The following is a 16,328-nucleotide window of genomic DNA, read 5'->3' as shown; positions in this document are numbered from 1 at the left end:
GACTCTAACGCCGATTGCGCATCAGGTTTCCTCGACGGCCGCTTTCTGGATGCCGATCAGGTCGAGCATGTGCGCGACCGTGTGATTCACGATCTCGCCGATGCTCTTCGGCTTGACGTGGAATGCCGGCGTGGCGGGGCAGGCGATCGCGCCCATCTGCGTCACGGCGGTCATGTTGCGCAGATGCGCGAGGTGCAGGGGTGCTTCGGTCGTGAGGACGAGAAGCGGGCGTCGCTCCTTCAGCATGACGTCGGCCGTGCGCGTGATGAGGTTGTCTGCCAGGCCGTTCGCCACGGCGCCGAGCGTGCGCATCGAGCAGGGCGCGATCATCATCGCGTCGCACGCGTACGCGCCGCTCGCGATCGCCGCGCCGATGTTGCCCGAGTCGTGCACGACGTCGACCATCGCGCGCAGTTCGCGGTCGGAGGTCTGCAGCTCCTGCGCGATGGTGCGCCAGCCCGAGGGCGAAACCATGAGATGCACCTGCACGTCGCCGACGTCCATCAGCGCGCGCAGCAGCTTCTCGCCGTAGATGGCGCCGGTGGCGCCGGTGATGCCCACCGCGAGGCGGCGGGGACGTGTCGCTTGTTCCATGGGGCACTCTCCTGGCCGCACGTTATGCCGGAGAGCGCAGTCTCGAACTGATCCCGGTCAAGCAGGCTTCGAATCTCCGTGCTTCCGATGACCGTCAGTCGTCCGCCGGTTGCATGGAAGGCATGTGAATCGTCATCGGCCGTCGCGGTGCCTGTTGCGATTTCGAGGCGATGCTTCGCAAGCGCCTTGCGCGGGCGCGCTCGGAGCGCGCGAGTCTTCCCGCGATCCTGTTCAGCGACTTCGCGCCGATCGATTCCAGCAGGTGCTTGCGGACCGGTTCCGAACCGCTGTCGATTCCTCGGACGACCGCGGCAAATGTAGCCGTAGCGGTATTCCTTCTCGATTCAGGATCGGGCCCGCCGAAGCAGAACGTCCGTTTGTCGTCGAGTGTCAGGTGCGGCGACCCGGCCACCTCGGATATCAGGACGGCAATGGCCTTCTTCGTGACCTCGTCGATCGGCCCTTCTTCGTCCAGGAAGCCGTTACCGTGTCCGCAGACGTAACTCCCCGACAGCCACCGGAGTTTCTCGGCTTTCGGAATCAGGTCGTCGGGCAGCGCGAGGACGGCGCGCACGCCGTCGCGCATGCGGTCGAGCACGTCTCGCGTGGCATCTCCGCCATTCCGGACGGTCTCGGACAAGGGATGCCTCGCCGGGTTCACCAGAGCTCGCAAGGGGCTCTCGCTGGCTTCACGCAGGGTGTGGGAGAGCTGCCGGGCGCATTCGGTTGTCACCGTGCCCGCGCTGCCGTGAGAGAACACGATCGCAAGGACCCTGTCGTGGAGCCAGTTCCTGCGAAGGGGCAGTTGATCCAGTGCCAGGGAGCGCGCGTCGCGCTGCTGCAGGACCTCGGGTGTTCGCTGGTTCAGCAGAGACTTCGCCTCGGCACCGGCCACGCCGAGCGCGGTGGCGCATGCGGCGGACAGGGCGCACTGACCTGCCCGCCACTCCACGAGCAGGAGTCCGACGACTACGCCCACGGGGGCGGCGAATCGAAGCGCCCGGTTCGCTTCCCGCATCCACTGCCACTGCATGTCGAGGCACTTGAATTCCGCTTCGATGATCGGCAGTGCCCGGGTCACCCGCCTGTCGAAGACGATCAGGTCCTGCATCGTGAACCGCGAAAGGGCGTGCCCGTCTTGCGAGTCCGTGTCCGGCGCATCGACGAGGACTTGCCGGCTCGCCGGTGTCTCTGGGCAAGCCTGCGTTCCGGATTGCGAATCGGGCGGACCGGCACGACCTTCGGCTTCGAGCAGCCCGAGCACCCCCTCGTGCCGTTCGCGAGTTCGAGCACGCGGGCAGGTCAGGACGCGGCAGAAGAGGACCCAGCATCCCGCGTCGGCGCGGCTTGCGGCCGCCGACGGCTCGGGACTCGATTGCGGGGAGGTGGATCGAACGCGCATGCTGTGTCTTTCGGACGGGCGGAATCGTCGTTTGCCCGGACATCGCTTGGTAACGGCCGGACGATTCCGGTTCCCTGAAAGGAAGCCGAAGTTCAGCGACGAGGGCCGCTCGGCCGAATCAGCCGGCCGCTTCGAGCCCGTTGCTGAAATGCTCCTGCGTGCGCTTCGTCGCGCCGCGCGCGTCGCGATGCACGATCGCTTCCATGATCGCGCGGTGTTCGAGCATCGACTCCTTCACGCGCCCCGTCTTCAGAAGCGAGTTGTGCCGGTTGAGCTTCATCACCTTGCGCAGGTCGGCAACGAGCTGCTCTCGCCACCGGTTGCCGGCGATCTGCAGCAGGCGCATGTGAAAGCGCTCGTTGATCGCGAAGAACTTCTCGCGATTGTTCTGCGCGGCTTCCAGTTCCTTGTGGATCTGCTGCAGTTCGCGGCGCTCCTCGTCGGTCGCGTTGCGGGCGACGACGCCGGCCGCGTCGCTCTCGAGGAGGGAAAGCAGGTGATAGACGTCGGCCAGATCCTTTTCCGACACCTCGGTCACGTAGGCGCCGCGCCGCACCTTCATCGTCACCAGGCCCTCGGCGGCCAGCACCTTCAGGGCTTCCCGCAGCGGCGTGCGGCTGATGCCGAATTCCTGCGCGATCTTCACCTCGTCGATCCAGCTGCCGGGTTCCAGCTCGCGCTGGAAGATGCGCTGGCGCAACTGTTCGGCCACCTGCTCGTAGAGCGCGCGGGGGGCGAGATGGGCGGACACGGTGGGGGAAGCGACAGCGGACGCGGCGGCGGAAGCCATGGTCCGCAATTCTACGGACTTCCGGATTCTTTATCAATAATTATGAATGCGATATGATGGCCGGATGAACGCGCCACGCCCCGAAACCCGCACCGCCCCGCCCAACGCGGAATTTCCAGAGCCCGACCTGGACGCGTGGCGCCGGGCGGCCGCGAAGTCCGCGCCCGGCGGCGACGTCCAGTCGCTCGACTGGGTGACGCCCGACGGCATCGCCGTGAAGCCGCTCTACACGGCGCAGGATGCGCAAGGCCTGCCGTACGCGAACACGCTGCCGGGCTTCGAGCCGTACGTCCGGGGGCCGCAGGCCACGATGTACGCGGCGCGTCCGTGGACGATCCGCCAGTACGCGGGCTTCTCGACGGCGGAGGAGTCGAACGCGTTCTATCGCAAGGGCCTCGCCGCGGGCGGCCAGGGTGTGAGCGTGGCCTTCGACCTCGCGACGCATCGCGGCTACGACAGCGACCATCCGCGCGTTCTCGGCGACGTCGGCAAGGCGGGCGTGGCGATCGACACGGTGGAGGACATGAAGATCCTCTTCGACGGCATTCCGCTCGACCGCGTGAGCGTGTCGATGACCATGAACGGCGCGGTGCTGCCCGTGCTCGCGGGCTACATCGTCGCGGCGGAAGAGCAGGGGGTCGCGCAGGAGAAGCTTTCGGGGACCATCCAGAACGACATCCTGAAGGAGTTCATGGTCCGCAACACCTACATCTACCCGCCCGCGCCTTCGATGCGGATCGTGGGGGACATCATCGAGTACACGGCAAAGCACATGCCGAAATTCAACTCGATCTCGATCTCGGGCTACCACATGCAGGAGGCGGGCGCGAACCAGGCGCTCGAACTCGCCTTCACACTCGCCGACGGCAAGGAGTACGTGAAGACCGCGCTTGCGAAGGGGCTCGACGTCGACGACTTCGCGGGGCGCCTTTCCTTCTTCTGGGCGATCGGGATGAATTTCTATCTCGAGATCGCCAAGATGCGCGCCGCGCGGCTGCTCTGGTGCCGCATCATGAAGGGGTTCGGCGCGAAGAAGGACAAGAGCCTCATGCTGCGCACGCACTGCCAGACCTCGGGCTGGTCGCTCACCGAGCAGGACCCGTACAACAACATCGTGCGCACAACTATCGAGGCGATGGCGGCCGTCTTCGGCGGCACGCAGTCGCTGCACACGAATTCGTTCGACGAAGCGATCGCGCTGCCTACCGAGTTCTCGGCGCGCATCGCGCGCAATACCCAGCTCATCCTGCAGGAGGAGACGCACATCACGAACGTGATCGACCCGTGGGGCGGCAGCTACATGATGGAGAAGCTCACGCAGGACATGGCGGATGCCGCGTGGAAGATCATCGAGGAGGTCGAGGCGATGGGCGGCATGACGCGCGCCGTCGACTCGGGCTGGGCGAAGCTCAAGATCGAGGCGGCCGCCGCGGAAAAGCAGGCCCGCATCGATGCGGGGCGCGACGTGATCGTCGGCGTGAACAAGTATCGGCTCGCGCAGGAAGACCCTGTGGAGATCCTCGAGGTGGACAACGTGAGGGTGCGCGAGCAGCAGGTCGGGCGGCTGAAGAAGATCAGATCCGTCCGGGACGCCGTGCAGGTTCGCGAAGCGCTCGCCGCGCTCACGCATGCCGCGAAAAGCGGCGAAGGCAATCTGCTCGCGCTGGCCGTCACCGCGATTCGCGCGCGCGCGACGGTGGGTGAAGTGAGCGAGGCATTGGAGCAAGTGTTCGGGCGCCATCGCGCCGATACGCAGAAGGTGACCGGCGTGTATGCAGCAGCCTACGACTCGGCCGAGGGCTGGGAAAAACTGAAGCAGGAAATTTCGGAATTCGCGGCAGCGCAAGGCCGGCGGCCGCGCGTGATGATCGCGAAGCTCGGGCAGGACGGGCACGATCGCGGCGCGAAGGTGGTGGCGACGGCGTTCGCCGATCTCGGCTTCGATGTGGACATCGGTCCGCTGTTCCAGACCCCCGAGGAGTGCGCGCGGCAGGCGATCGAGAACGACGTGCACGCGGTGGGCATCAGCACGCTCGCGGCGGGCCACAAGACGCTGGTGCCCGCGATCGTCGCCGAGCTCGAGAAGCAAGGCGGCGGCGACATCATCGTGTTCGTGGGCGGCGTGATCCCGCAGCAGGACTATGAGTACCTCTACAACGCGGGCGTGAAGGGCATCTATGGTCCGGGGACTCCGATTCCGGCGAGTGCGAAGGATGTGCTGGAGCAGATCAGGCAGGCGGTGGGTTCGGCGTGAGCTGCTTCGTCGTCGCATCAACCGGTCGTCGCTGCGAAGGCGGGGAGGCGGAGCGTTCGCGGGACGCCCTGGATTCCCGCCTTCGCGGGAATGACGGGAGGGGGACGGCGGGATGGTGTGCGGCGATGACGGGACGGGGTGCCGGAATGACGGGACGGGGCGCGGGGACTGCGGGACGGGGCGCCGGAATGACGGGACGGGGCGCGGGATGACCGGAGGCGCGCTTCGATGACCGCGCGGCTGCTCGCCGCGAAGCTGGCCCTCGGTCCGGTCCTGCTGCCGCAGGCGCGATGGGTGCGCCGCAACGCGTTGCGTCTGCCCGAAGCGGCCGGAGCGCGCGAGGGCATCGTGGGGACGGGACAGCCCGCCCTGCGGATTCTCGTCGTCGGAGATTCCTCCGCCGCGGGCGTGGGCCTGGCCGACCAGGCCCAGGCGCTCGCGCTGCCGCTTGCGCACAAGTTGCACGAGACGCTGCAGCACGGGGTCGGCTGGCAGCTCGTCGCGCGGTCGGGCGTGGATTGCGCCGCGGCACGCGCAATGGTGGCGGATGCGAAGCTCGAGCGCGCGGACGTCGTGGTGACCGTGCTCGGCGTGAACGACGTGACGGCGCAGCGGTCCGCGAGCGCGTATGTCAAGGAGGTCGCGGGCCTCTGGAGCGATCTGCAGGCGCGCACGGGCGCCCGCTGGGCCGTGGTGTGCGGCCTGCCGCCCATGGGTCTCCTCACCGTCGTGCCCCAGCCGCTGCGCTGGTATCTCGGGCGGTATGCCGACTGGCTCGACGGCGCGCTGCGGCAATGGGCGCAGGCGCAGTCGCTCGGGTTTTGCGATCTGCGCTGGGCGGCGGATCCGGCTTTGCTCGCAAGCGATGGGTTCCACCCGGGGCCGAGCCTCTACCCCGCGTGGGCCGCCCGGCTCGCGGCATCGATCGCGCAAGCCCGCGCGGACTCGTTTCATCGCTGAGCATGGAGTTCTGTATACTGTGTGACAGTATGACAAAGCTTGCACAGACCGCCATGTCGACCCTTTCCATTCGCCTGAACCACGAGCTCGAACTCAAGCTCGATCGCGAGGTGGCTCGCCTCGGAACCACCCGCTCGCGCTTCGTCCAGGATCTGCTGGCACAGAAGCTGGACGCACCGACACCCGCCATGCTGCTGAGCGAAGCCCGCGCCGAATACAAGCTGCCCGACCCGGCCAAAGCGAAGGTGAGGACCCGCAAGGCGTCCAACGTGAAGGCCCTGGTGCGCAAGGTCGTCGCTCAAAAGAAAAAGGGTGCGCGTTCGTGAGTTTCGTGCTGCTCGACGCGAGCGTGATGGTGGCGCTTTTCGACGACGCCGAGGAGAGCCACGCGCACTATGCGGACAAGCTCTCGCGGCACGGGAGCGCCTTCAGCCTCGTGACGAGCTGGCCCTGTGTCACGGAAGCGAGCTACCTCCTTTCGCCGCGCAACCACATGGCCTTGCTTTACTGGCTGCATCGCGGCGGCGCCCTGGTCCGCAACATGGAAGTCGCCGATCTGGGTGAACTGCTCGCCTGGATGAAGCGCTACACGGAGCGCGGCAAGACGCTCATGGACCTTGCCGACGCGTCGCTCGTCTGGCTGGCCATCGAGCTGCGCACGTCGCGCATCTTCACCGAGGACAGGCGCGACTTCCTGCGCTACCGGCTGCCCGATGGCACGAGCTTCGAGGTGCTTCATTGACCGCGCACCCGCTTGCCGAGTCCGTCTTGCGCGGCGCGCCCACCGCGCGGCGTCGCGCGGTCGCCAAGGCCATCACGCTCCTGGAGTCGTCGCGGGCCGACCATCGCGCGCAGGCGGACGAACTGCTCACCGAACTTCTGCCGTACAGCGGCAAGTCGTTTCGCCTCGGCGTGAGCGGCGTGCCGGGCGTGGGCAAGAGCACGTTCATCGAAGCGCTCGGCCTCTTTCTCATCGCGCAAGGCCACCGTGTCGCGGTGCTCGCCGTCGATCCGTCGTCGAGCGTTTCGGGCGGCTCGATCCTCGGCGACAAGACGCGCATGGAGCAGCTTTCGGTGAACGATGCGGCGTACATCCGGCCGAGCCCGTCCGGCGGCACGCTCGGCGGGGTGGCCGAGAAGACGCGCGAGGCGATGCTCGTGTGCGAAGCCGCGGGCTACGACGTCGTCATCGTCGAGACGGTGGGCGTCGGCCAGAGCGAGACCGCGGTCGCGGGCATGACGGACATGTTCGTGCTGATGCAGCTGCCCAACGCGGGCGACGACCTGCAGGCGATCAAGAAGGGCGTGATGGAGCTCGCGGACCTCGTCGTGATCAACAAGGCCGACATCGACGGCGATGCCGCGACGCGCGCGCAGGCGCACATCACGAGCGCGCTGCGCATCCTCACGCAGCACGGCCGGGAACGCGGCTGGCACCCGAAGGTGCTGCAGCTGAGCGCGTTGCGCGCAACCGGCGTCGAAGCATTCTGGAAGACGGTGCTGGAGTTTCGCGAGGCACAGGCCCGGGACGGGCGCTTCGCGGCGCGACGGCAGCATCAGGCGCTCGGCTGGATGTGGGAACGCATCGAAAGCGGCTTGAAGAACGCGTTTCGGCAGCATCCCGAGGTGAAGCGCATGCTGCCGGACATCGTGAAGGAAGTGCAGGAAGGCCGGCTCGCCCCGTCGACGGCGGCGCGGCGGCTGCTGCAGGCAGGACACATGGAGAACTAGAGATGCACGACATCCTCGAGCAACTGGAAAAGAAGCGCGCCGCGGCGCGTCTGGGCGGTGGGAAAAAGCGCATCGACGCGCAGCACGCCAAGGGCAAGCTCACCGCGCGCGAGCGCATCGAGCTGCTGCTGGACGAGGGCACGTTCGAAGAGTGGGACATGTTCGTCGAACACCGCTGCACCGACTTTGCAATGGAATCGAACAAGGTGCCGGGCGACGGCGTGGTCACGGGCTACGGGACGATCAACGGCCGCATGGCCTTCGTCTTCAGCCAGGACTTCACCGTGTTCGGCGGGGCGCTTTCGGAAGCGCATGCCGAGAAGATCTGCAAGGTCATGGACCAGGCGATGAAGATCGGCGCGCCGGTGATCGGCCTGAACGATTCGGGCGGCGCGCGCATCCAGGAAGGCGTGGCTTCGCTCGGCGGCTACGCCGACGTGTTCCAGCGCAACGTGATGGCCTCCGGCGTGGTGCCGCAGATCAGCATGATCATGGGCCCGTGCGCGGGCGGCGCCGTCTATTCGCCCGCGATGACCGACTTCATCTTCATGGTGAAGGACAGCTCGTACATGTTCGTGACGGGCCCCGAGGTCGTGAAGACGGTGACGCACGAGGAAGTGACCGCCGAGGAGCTGGGCGGCGCCGTCACGCACACGAGCAAGAGCGGCGTGGCCGACCTCGCTTTCGAGAACGACGTCGAGGCGCTTCTCATGCTGCGGCGCCTCTACAGCTACCTGCCCCTGAACAACCGGGAAAAGCCGCCCGTGCGGCCGAGCAACGATCCGGCCGAGCGCATGGATCATTCCCTCGACACGCTCGTGCCGGACAATCCGAACAAGCCCTACGACATGAAGGAGCTGATCGCCAAGACGGTCGACGACGGCGACTTCTTCGAGCTGCAGCCCGACTACGCGAAGAACATCGTCGTGGGCTTTGCCCGCATGGAAGGCCAGACGGTGGGCATCGTCGCCAACCAGCCGCTCGTGCTCGCGGGGTGCCTGGACATCAAGAGCTCGATCAAGGCGGCGCGGTTCGTGCGCTTCTGCGACGCCTTCAACATTCCGGTGATCACCTTCGTCGATGTCCCGGGCTTCATGCCGGGCACGAGCCAGGAGTACGGCGGCATCATCAAGCACGGCGCGAAGCTGCTTTACGCGTACGCCGAATGCACGGTGCCGAAGATCACCGTGATCACGCGCAAGGCGTATGGGGGCGCCTATGACGTGATGAGCTCCAAGCATCTGAGAGGCGACGTGAACTTCGCCTGGCCGAATGCGGAGATCGCGGTGATGGGCGCGAAGGGCGCGGTGGAGATCATCTTTCGCGAGGACAAGAACGATCCCGCGAAGCTCGCGCAGCGCGAGGCCGAATACAAGGCGCGCTTTGCCAATCCGTTCATCGCGGGCGCGCGCGGCTTCATCGACGACGTGATCCTGCCGCACGAAACGAGGCGGCGCATCTGCCGCTCGCTCGTGATGCTGCGGGGCAAGAAGATCGAGAACCCGTGGCGCAAGCACGGGAACATCCCGTTGTGAGATCGCGCAAGGACAACATGCGCCTCATCCCCGCGAAGGCGGGGGTCCGGGGCGTCCCGGCCGCCTTGAATGGCGCTGGATTGCCGCCTTCGCGGGAATGACGGAAAAGGAGAAGAGTGAATGTTCGAAAAGATCCTCATCGCCAACCGCGGCGAAATCGCCTGCCGCGTCATCGTCACCGCGCGCCGGATGGGCATCAGGACCGTTGCCGTGTATTCCGACGCGGACCGCGATGCGCGCCACGTCGAGCTCGCCGACGAAGCCGTCTTCATCGGGCCGGCGCCGAGCCGCGAGAGCTATCTCGTCGCGGACAAGATCATCGCCGCGTGCAAGCAGACCGGCGCCCAGGCCGTGCATCCGGGGTATGGCTTCCTCTCGGAAAACGAGGACTTCGCGCGCCGCGTGGAGGAAGAAGGCATCACCTTCATCGGGCCGAAGCACCATTCGATCGCGGCGATGGGCGACAAGATCGCCTCCAAGAAGCTCGCCAACGAAGCGCGCGTGAACACGATTCCCGGCTGGAACGACGCGATCGAATCGGCCGAGCGCGCGGTGTCGATCGCGAAGGACATCGGCTACCCCGTGATGATCAAGGCGAGCGCGGGCGGCGGCGGCAAGGGCCTGCGCGTGGCGTACAACGACAAGGAGGCCTTCGAGGGCTTCACGTCGTGCCGCAACGAAGCGCGCAACAGCTTCGGCGACGACCGCGTCTTCATCGAGAAATTCGTCGAAGAGCCGCGCCACATCGAAATCCAGGTGCTGGGCGACGCGCACGGCAACGTCGTGTATCTGAACGAGCGCGAATGCTCCATCCAGCGCAGGCACCAGAAGGTGATCGAGGAGGCTCCGTCGCCCTTCATCAGCGACGCGACTCGCCGCGCGATGGGCGAGCAGGCCGTGGCGCTCGCGAAAGCGGTGAAGTACGAGAGCGCGGGCACGGTCGAGTTCGTGGTGGGCAAGGACCAGTCGTTCTACTTCCTCGAGATGAACACGCGCCTGCAGGTGGAGCACCCCGTCACGGAGTGCATCACCGGGCTCGACCTGGTGGAGCTCATGATCCGCGTGGCGGCCGGCGAGAAGCTTCCCTTCGCGCAGGCGGACGTGAAGCGCAACGGCTGGGCGATCGAATGCCGCATCAACGCGGAAGACCCGTTTCGCAGCTTCCTGCCTTCCACGGGAAGGCTCGTGCGATTCCAGACGCCCAGGCAGACGATGTTCGCGGGGGAGGTTGGGAGTGAGGCGGGCGTGCGCGTGGACACGGGCGTCGCCGAAGGCGGCGAGATCCCGATGTACTACGACTCGATGATCGCCAAGCTGATCGTCCACGGCGCGGACCGCAACGAGGCGATCGAAAGGATGCGCGAGGCGCTCGACGGTTTCGTGATCCGCGGCATCTCGACCAACATCCCGTTCCAGGCCGCGCTGCTCGCCCACCCGAAGTTCGTCGCGGGCGACTTCAATACCGGCTTCATCGCCGAGCACTATGCCCAGGGCTTCCGCGCCGAAGACGTGCCGCACGACGATCCGGACTTCCTCGTCGCGCTCGCGGCGTATGCGAACCGCAAGGTGCTGCAGCGCTCGGCGGGCATCAGCGGGCAGCTCCCGGGACACGAATTCAAGGTGGGAGAGGACTTCGTCGTCGTTCGGCTTTCGCCGGGGGGCGAGCACGTGCGGCAGCCCGCGCGCGTGACGGACTATCAGGCGCGATCGGGCTCGAGCGTCGTCGAAACCGGCGGCAAGCGCTACGAAATCTGCAGCAACTGGCACCTGGGCGGCGCGCGCATCCGCGGCAGCGTCGGCGGGCGGGCGTTCATGGCGCAGATCGAGCGCGGCCCGGGCAAGAACCCGCTCGTCACGCGCATCTCGCATCGGGGCGCGCGGCTCGACGCGCTCGTGCTCACCCCGCGTGCGGCCGAGCTGCATGCGCTCATGCCGCACAAGCCGCCGCCGGACATGAGCCGCTTCCTGCTGTCGCCGATGCCGGGGCTGCTGGTGGACATCGCCGTGCAGCCGGGGCAGAAGGTTCAGGCCGGGGAGCGCCTCGCCGTGATCGAGGCGATGAAGATGGAAAACGTGCTGTTCGCCGTGGCCGACGGCGTGGTGGACAAGGTGCTGGCGGGCAAGGGCGAATCGCTGGCGGTCGATCAACCGATCCTGGAGTTCGCATGACGGAGAGGCCATCGAAGCCGTTTCGCGTGCTGGGGATCCAGCAGATCGCCATCGGCGGCGAGGACAAGGCACGCCTTCGCATCCTCTGGGTCGACCTGTTCGGCCTCGAGGTGACGGGCACTTTCAGGAGCGAGCGCGAAAATGTCGACGAGGACATCTGCGCGCTCGGCGCGGGTCCGTTCCGTGTCGAGGTGGATCTGATGCAGCCTCTGGACGCGCAGAAGAAGCCCGCGGTCCACACGACGCCGCTCAACCACGTGGGCCTCTGGATCGACGATCTGCCCAGGGCGGTCGAGTGGCTCACGGCGCAGGGCGTGCGCTTCGCGCCGGGCGGCATCCGGCGCGGTGCGGCCGGCTTCGACATCTGCTTCATTCATCCAAAAGGCAACGAAGCATCCCCCATCGGGGGTGAAGGCGTGCTGATCGAGCTGGTCCAGGCGCCTGCCGAGGTGATCGAAGCCTTCGCACGAATGCGATGAAGCTGTAACCTCCGGTTTCGGAGGTGGTCGCTATCCATGTTCTGCCCGAGCTGCGGCGCTGAAGTCGCGCCCACGGCGAAGTTCTGCCCGAGCTGCGGCGCCGCGCAGACGCCCGACGGCGAGCCCGCGCCCGCGCCGGCGCGGCGAACGTCGCGCCCGAGCCTTCTGCTCGGCGGCGCGGCCGTTCTCGTCATGGCCGCCGCCGCGGGCGTGTACGCCCTGCGTGAGGTGCGGCTGCAACATGAAATCGACGAGCGGCGTGCGGCCGAGGCGCGGATGCAGGCGGAGCTGAAAGTCGTTCGCAAGCGCGCCGAAGACGTCGAGCAGGCGCTCATCGACGCGGAGCAGGAGGCTTCGCTCGCGCGCAAGCGCCAGGATGGCGCCGCCCCGTTCGCCGCGGCCGCGCCGACGCTGCCTGCCCGCGTGACGCGGCTCCTCGATCCGCGCGAGGCCGCCGTCGCGCGTGCCGCGCGCGCCTCGCAGGCCAGGCGGCAGGCTTCGGAGCGCGCCGCGCAGGAAGCGCGCGAGCGGCGCCGAGCCGAAGAGGCCGCGGAATCGGCGCGGGTGCTGCCGCCTCCACCGCCGCCGCCTCCGGCCACCTCGGCGCCGATACAGACCGCGCGAATCGGGCCCGAGCAGATGTGCCGCACCGCGGCAAATTTCATCGCCAAGGCCGTGTGCGAGACTCGCGAGTGCATCAAGCCGGAAAACGAGTCGACGGCGTACTGCAAGGCGCTGCGCGCGCGGGCCTCGCCTCCCGCTCAATGACGCCTGTTGTGCGGGCGCGCGGCTCGTAACACCCATGTCCAAGGTCTCGCCTTCTCGGCGAGAATGCCAGACGGACCGACGTGCGATGGACAAGGCGCCTTCATTCCTCTTGACGGCTGCAGCGCCATCGGCTGCAGCGCTCGGCGTGCTGCGCGCGCAGGCCGCCCTGTTCGCATTCGACCGGCTTGCGCAGTCGGCATGCGCTTTCGCAAGCGAGGTCGCGCAGGTCGTCGGCTGCGGCGAATGCGCGGTCGGCCTCCTTGCCGACGGAACCATCGCCATTGCCGGCACGAGTGCCGCGGCCGAACTCGATCCGCGCTCGGCCGCCGCGGCGGCCCTCACCGCGGCCATGCACGAGGCGTGCGATCAGGCGCGCGGCATCGCGTGGCCCGTCGCACGCGAAGCGGACCATGCCATCGCCCAGGCGCAGCGGCAGCTCGCCGGACGCGGCGCGGCGGCGAGCGTTCCACTTGTGGATGGCACGCGCATCGTCGGCGCGCTCACGGTCGTGCGGCACGATCCGATCCCGTTCGGCCCGGATGATCTGCTGCTGCTCGAGGAGATCGCGGGCTTCTGCGGTCCGGTGCTGGAGATGCGGCGCAAGCTGCACCGCACCTGGCGCGAGCGCGTCCGCGACGCGCTGCGGGAGGGCGTGGCGCGACTGGGGGCGGGCAGGCGCGGGTGGATCGTCGCGGGTGTCACGGTGTGCGTGCTCGCGGCACCCTTGCCCTGGCGCGTGAGCGCGCCCGCACGGCTCGAAGGCGCCGTGCAGCGCGCGGTGGTTGCCGCAAGCGACGGCTACCTGCAGCAGGTGAACGTGCGACCCGGCGACCGCGTGAAGGCCGGGCAGGTGCTGGCCGAGCTGGCCTCGCAGGACCTCGAGCTGGAGCGGCAGCGCCGCGAGAGCGAGCTGCGCCAGCACGAAACCGCCTTCCGCGCCGCGCAGGCGCGCTACGACCGCCCGCAAATGGTCGCCGCGCAGGCGAAGGCCGCCGAAGCCGAAGCGATGCTCTCGCTTGCGCAGGCGCAGCTCGAACGCGCCCGCGCGGTGGCGCCGTTCGACGGCGTGGTGATCAAGGGCGATCTCTCGCAGACGCTCGGGGCGCCCGTGCAGCGCGGCGAGACCCTGATGGTGATCGCGCCCGACAACGACTTTCGCCTGATCCTCGAAGTCGACGAAGCCGACATCGCGGCGATCCAGGTGGGGCAGCGCGGCGAGGTCGCGCTCGCCTCGCGCCCGGGTGAGCCGCTCGGGTTCGAGGTGCGCCGGATCGTGCCGGTCTCCTCGTCGTCCGAAGGACGCAACTTCTTCGAGGTCGAGGGGCGGCTGCAGGACCCGTCGGGCGCGTTGCGCCCGGGGCTCGCGGGCATCGCCAAGGTTCACATCGGATGGCGCCCCCTGGCGATGCTGCTCGCGCACCGGCCGGCGGCCTGGCTGCGCATGGCATGGTGGGGGCTGGTGCCCTGATGGCCGAGCCGCTCGTGAGTCCCGCATGGCACAGGGTGGCGGCGCTGCGGCCGAGCCTCGTGCCGGGCCTGCGCATCGTGCGCCATCTCGTGCGCGATCAGGTGTGGCAGGTGCTCGTGGCGCCTTCGACCGGCGCCCAGCTGCGGCTCAACCCCGTGGCCTACGACCTCGTGGGCCGCTTCGACGGCACGCGCAGCGTCGACGCGTTGTGGCAGGAGGTGCTCGCGCTTCGCCGCGACCAGGCGCCCACGCAGGACGAAGTGCTGCATCTCGTCTCGCAGCTCTTTCGCGCCGGCATGCTGCAGTTCGACGCGGCCCCGCACCTGTCGCTTCTCTTCGCCGATCGCGAAAGGCAAAGCGAGCGCCGCCGCGCGGCGCTGCTCAATCCGCTCATGCTGCGCACTCGCCTCGCCGACCCGGGGCCCTGGCTCGATCGCCTCGCGCCGCTCGCACGGGCCGTGTTCAGTCGCGCGGCATTCGCGATCTGGCTCGCGGCGCTCGCCTGGGCGGTGCTCGCCGCCGGATCGCACTTCGACGAACTGAAGGTGCAGGCGGCCAAGCTCGTCGATGCGCCGCGCAGCTTCCTCATCGCGTGGATCTGCTATCCGTGCATCAAGCTGCTGCACGAACTGGGCCACGGGCTTGCCGTGCGCCGCTACGGAGGCGAGGTGCGCGAGTTCGGCGTGTCGCTCATGTTCCTCGTGCCCGCGCCCTACGTGGACGCGAGCGCGGCCAGCGCATTCGCCTCGCCGCGCGAACGCATGGTCGTGAGCGCGGCGGGCATCCTCGTGGAACTCGCGATCGCGTATGCGGCGCTCGCGGCGTGGCTCGTGCTCACGCCGGGCACGCTGCGCGACGCGGCGCTCGTCGTGCTGCTCATCACGTCGATCTCCACGGTCGCCCTGAACGGCAATCCGCTCATCCGGCTGGACGGCTATCACATCCTCTGCGATGCGCTGCAACTGCCCAACCTCGCCTCGCGCAGCCAGGCCTGGTGGCTGCGGGCGTGGACGCGGCTCGTGAACCGCGAAGCGCCCGCGGCCGACGTGACGCTCGCCGCGGGCGAGCGCAAGTGGCTCATCGCCTACGCGCCGCTCTCGTGGGCGTGGCGGCTTGCGCTGCTGCTCGCGCTCGTCATCTGGGTCGGCAGCCACAGCTGGCTGTTCGGATGCGTGATCGCCGCGTTCGCGCTCGCGTGGCTTGCTCGGCGCGCCTGGCTCTGGCTCGCCGCGGCCGGCCCGCGCGCACAGCGCGGGGGGCTCGCGGCCGGCGCGCTGCTGGTCGTGGCGCTCATTGCCGTGCCCGTTCCCCAGTCCGTGGTCGTGCGCGGGGTGGTGTGGCCCTCCGCCGAAGCGCTGGTGCGACCGCAGGTCGCGGGGTTCGTGCGCGCGGTGGAGGCCGAGGATGGGCGGCAGGTGCAACCCGGCGATCCGCTCGTGGCGCTGGAAGACCCTGTGCTCGTCGCGCAGCGCGATCGCCTCGAGGCCGAGCTCTCGGGGCTGCGCACGCAGCAGTTCGGCACGATGCTCACCGATCCGGTCGCGTTCGAACGGCTTGAGCAGGACGTGCGGCGCGCACAGGCGGAAGTCGACCGCACGCGGCAGCAGCTCGCGCAGCTGGACCTGCGCAGTGCCGCGGGGGGCACGGTCGCCTGGGCGCGGCCCGAGGACCTCGAAGGCCGCTATGCGCGCCGCGGCGAATTGCTCGGCCACATCGTCGCGCGCGGCGCGGTGACGGTGCGGATGGCGCTGCCCGAATACGAATTCGCGGCCGTTCGCGGCCGCGTGCGCGGCGTGGAAGTGGTGCTTGCAGAAACACCGTTTCTCACGCAGGCGGCGCAGCTCGTGCCCGGCTGGCCCGGCGCCAGCCATGAGCTGCCGTCGGCCGCGCTCGGCGACCGTCAGGGCGGCCCCATCCCGACCGATCCGGCCGACAAGGAGGGCACGCGCAGCCGCTTTCCCGTGTTCGTGCTCGAAGCACGGCTCACCGGCGTGCTCGCGGCGGATCGCATCGGCGGACGGGCGTGGGTGAAGCTCGCGCTGCCGCCCGAGCCTGCCGCCTTCCAGCTCGCCCATCGCGCGCGGCAGCTCCTGCTGCGCGAGTTCAGCCCGTCGGGGCGGCTATGAGCGCGGCGGCGGCAAGGACGAATGCGGGGACGACATGGCCCTTCCCGGGGCT

14 protein-coding genes are annotated in these 16,328 nt (G+C 68.5%); 11 read left to right on the top strand and 3 right to left on the bottom strand.

Annotated features, from left to right (window positions below; translation table 11 throughout):
- Positions 1-21: 21 nt before the first annotated feature.
- The 3 genes from VHA82_RS21650 to VHA82_RS21640 form a co-directional block, all read right to left on the bottom strand.
- Positions 22-594 carry a UbiX family flavin prenyltransferase gene (locus tag VHA82_RS21650; RefSeq protein WP_325547246.1) on the bottom strand — a complete coding sequence of 191 codons (573 nt, stop codon included), beginning with the start codon at positions 592-594 and terminating at the stop codon, positions 22-24.
- A gap of 94 nt (positions 595-688) precedes the next feature.
- Positions 689-1,858, bottom strand: coding sequence for a hypothetical protein (locus VHA82_RS21645; protein WP_325547245.1), 1,170 nt, complete (start codon positions 1,856-1,858; stop codon positions 689-691).
- 256 nt (positions 1,859-2,114) lie between these two features.
- Entirely contained in the window at positions 2,115-2,786 is a 672-nt protein-coding gene (locus tag VHA82_RS21640; RefSeq protein WP_325547244.1) for a GntR family transcriptional regulator, read from the bottom strand.
- A gap of 64 nt (positions 2,787-2,850) precedes the next feature.
- On the opposite strand from VHA82_RS21640, the gene scpA reads away from it, so the two are divergent.
- From scpA to VHA82_RS21585, 11 genes are all read left to right on the top strand, one after another.
- Positions 2,851-5,040 (top strand): methylmalonyl-CoA mutase, encoded by a 2,190-nt coding sequence (gene scpA, locus VHA82_RS21635; protein WP_325547243.1) that lies wholly within the window; start codon positions 2,851-2,853, stop codon positions 5,038-5,040.
- 228 nt (positions 5,041-5,268) lie between these two features.
- Positions 5,269-6,000: an SGNH/GDSL hydrolase family protein gene (locus VHA82_RS21630; protein WP_325547242.1), complete on the top strand. Its 732-nt coding sequence runs from the start codon at positions 5,269-5,271 to the stop codon at positions 5,998-6,000.
- 29 nt (positions 6,001-6,029) lie between these two features.
- On the top strand, positions 6,030-6,326 hold the full coding sequence (locus tag VHA82_RS21625) for a hypothetical protein (protein WP_325547241.1): 297 nt from the start codon (positions 6,030-6,032) through the stop codon (positions 6,324-6,326).
- Positions 6,323-6,742: a PIN domain-containing protein gene (locus VHA82_RS21620; protein WP_325547240.1), complete on the top strand. Its 420-nt coding sequence runs from the start codon at positions 6,323-6,325 to the stop codon at positions 6,740-6,742. The genes VHA82_RS21625 and VHA82_RS21620 overlap by 4 nt, the downstream gene beginning before the upstream one ends.
- Entirely contained in the window at positions 6,739-7,731 is a 993-nt protein-coding gene (gene meaB / locus VHA82_RS21615) for a methylmalonyl Co-A mutase-associated GTPase MeaB (protein ID WP_325547239.1), read from the top strand. The genes VHA82_RS21620 and meaB overlap by 4 nt, the downstream gene beginning before the upstream one ends.
- 2 nt (positions 7,732-7,733) lie before the next feature.
- Positions 7,734-9,266, top strand: a complete 1,533-nt coding sequence (locus tag VHA82_RS21610; RefSeq protein ID WP_325547238.1) for an acyl-CoA carboxylase subunit beta — start codon at positions 7,734-7,736, stop codon at positions 9,264-9,266.
- A 120-nt stretch (positions 9,267-9,386) separates the two neighbouring features.
- On the top strand, positions 9,387-11,435 hold the full coding sequence (locus VHA82_RS21605) for an acetyl/propionyl/methylcrotonyl-CoA carboxylase subunit alpha (RefSeq protein WP_325547237.1): 2,049 nt from the start codon (positions 9,387-9,389) through the stop codon (positions 11,433-11,435).
- Entirely contained in the window at positions 11,432-11,914 is a 483-nt protein-coding gene (locus VHA82_RS21600; protein WP_325547236.1) for a VOC family protein, read from the top strand. The genes VHA82_RS21605 and VHA82_RS21600 overlap by 4 nt, the downstream gene beginning before the upstream one ends.
- Before the next feature lie 36 nt (positions 11,915-11,950).
- Complete coding sequence (locus VHA82_RS21595; protein WP_325547235.1) at positions 11,951-12,682, top strand: zinc ribbon domain-containing protein; 732 nt, start codon at positions 11,951-11,953, stop codon at positions 12,680-12,682.
- Between the two features lie 85 nt (positions 12,683-12,767).
- Entirely contained in the window at positions 12,768-14,150 is a 1,383-nt protein-coding gene (locus tag VHA82_RS21590; RefSeq protein WP_325547234.1) for an efflux RND transporter periplasmic adaptor subunit, read from the top strand.
- Positions 14,150-16,276 carry a PqqD family peptide modification chaperone gene (locus VHA82_RS21585; protein ID WP_325547233.1) on the top strand — a complete coding sequence of 709 codons (2,127 nt, stop codon included), beginning with the start codon at positions 14,150-14,152 and terminating at the stop codon, positions 16,274-16,276. The genes VHA82_RS21590 and VHA82_RS21585 overlap by 1 nt, the downstream gene beginning before the upstream one ends.
- Positions 16,277-16,328 lie beyond the last annotated feature (52 nt).

This window comes from Ramlibacter sp., from assembly GCF_035548915.1.
GTDB lineage: Bacteria > Pseudomonadota > Gammaproteobacteria > Burkholderiales > Burkholderiaceae_C > Ramlibacter.
This window is presented reverse-complemented; position numbering and strand designations above follow the sequence as displayed.

What these genes read in the sequence shown, in the direction of transcription:
- VHA82_RS21590 (WP_325547234.1), top strand. Translation starts at nt 12,768, where the DNA reads ATGGACAAGGCGCCTTCATTCCTCTTGACGGCTGCAGCGCCATCGGCT.
- VHA82_RS21625 (WP_325547241.1), top strand. Translation starts at nt 6,030, where the DNA reads ATGACAAAGCTTGCACAGACCGCCATGTCGACCCTTTCCATTCGCCTG.
- VHA82_RS21605 (WP_325547237.1), top strand. Translation starts at nt 9,387, where the DNA reads ATGTTCGAAAAGATCCTCATCGCCAACCGCGGCGAAATCGCCTGCCGC.
- VHA82_RS21585 (WP_325547233.1), top strand. Translation starts at nt 14,150, where the DNA reads ATGGCCGAGCCGCTCGTGAGTCCCGCATGGCACAGGGTGGCGGCGCTG.
- VHA82_RS21595 (WP_325547235.1), top strand. Translation starts at nt 11,951, where the DNA reads ATGTTCTGCCCGAGCTGCGGCGCTGAAGTCGCGCCCACGGCGAAGTTC.
- scpA (WP_325547243.1), top strand. Translation starts at nt 2,851, where the DNA reads ATGAACGCGCCACGCCCCGAAACCCGCACCGCCCCGCCCAACGCGGAA.
- VHA82_RS21600 (WP_325547236.1), top strand. Translation starts at nt 11,432, where the DNA reads ATGACGGAGAGGCCATCGAAGCCGTTTCGCGTGCTGGGGATCCAGCAG.
- VHA82_RS21650 (WP_325547246.1), bottom strand. Translation starts at nt 594, where the DNA reads ATGGAACAAGCGACACGTCCCCGCCGCCTCGCGGTGGGCATCACCGGC.
- VHA82_RS21630 (WP_325547242.1), top strand. Translation starts at nt 5,269, where the DNA reads ATGACCGCGCGGCTGCTCGCCGCGAAGCTGGCCCTCGGTCCGGTCCTG.
- VHA82_RS21610 (WP_325547238.1), top strand. Translation starts at nt 7,734, where the DNA reads ATGCACGACATCCTCGAGCAACTGGAAAAGAAGCGCGCCGCGGCGCGT.
- VHA82_RS21640 (WP_325547244.1), bottom strand. Translation starts at nt 2,786, where the DNA reads ATGGCTTCCGCCGCCGCGTCCGCTGTCGCTTCCCCCACCGTGTCCGCC.